Annotated in this window: 1 protein-coding gene; it reads right to left on the reverse strand. The window is 43.6% G+C overall.

Going from position 1 to position 312, the window contains the following annotated elements:
* Positions 1-312, reverse strand: a 312-nt coding sequence (locus E4T71_RS09360; RefSeq protein ID WP_194181274.1) for a YPDG domain-containing protein, incomplete at both ends; no start/stop codon positions are given.

Genomic DNA, 312 nt, shown 5'->3' on the forward strand with positions numbered 1-312 from the left:
GTGCGACTGGTGTGTTCTTATCTGCATCTGTCTGATCTTTCTCAGCTACTGGAATCTTAACTGGTACTTGATCTGTTGATCCATCTGGATACGTTACTGTTACGACTGCTTCAATAACATCTCCTGGTTTCGCATCCGCTGGAACATCTACTGTAATCGCACCTGTGTTTGGATCTACCTTAACAAGTGGGTTGTCTGACTCAAACTTAGAACCTGCTGGAAGATCACTTCCATCTTCGTTCTTAGGCGCTGGAACAGTTACTGTTTCTCCTGGCTTACCTGATGTCTCTTCAAACTTAGGATTATTCTTAC

Origin of the sequence: Streptococcus sp. WM07 (assembly GCF_004570525.1) — a bacterium.
Taxonomy (GTDB): Bacteria; Bacillota; Bacilli; order Lactobacillales; family Streptococcaceae; genus Streptococcus.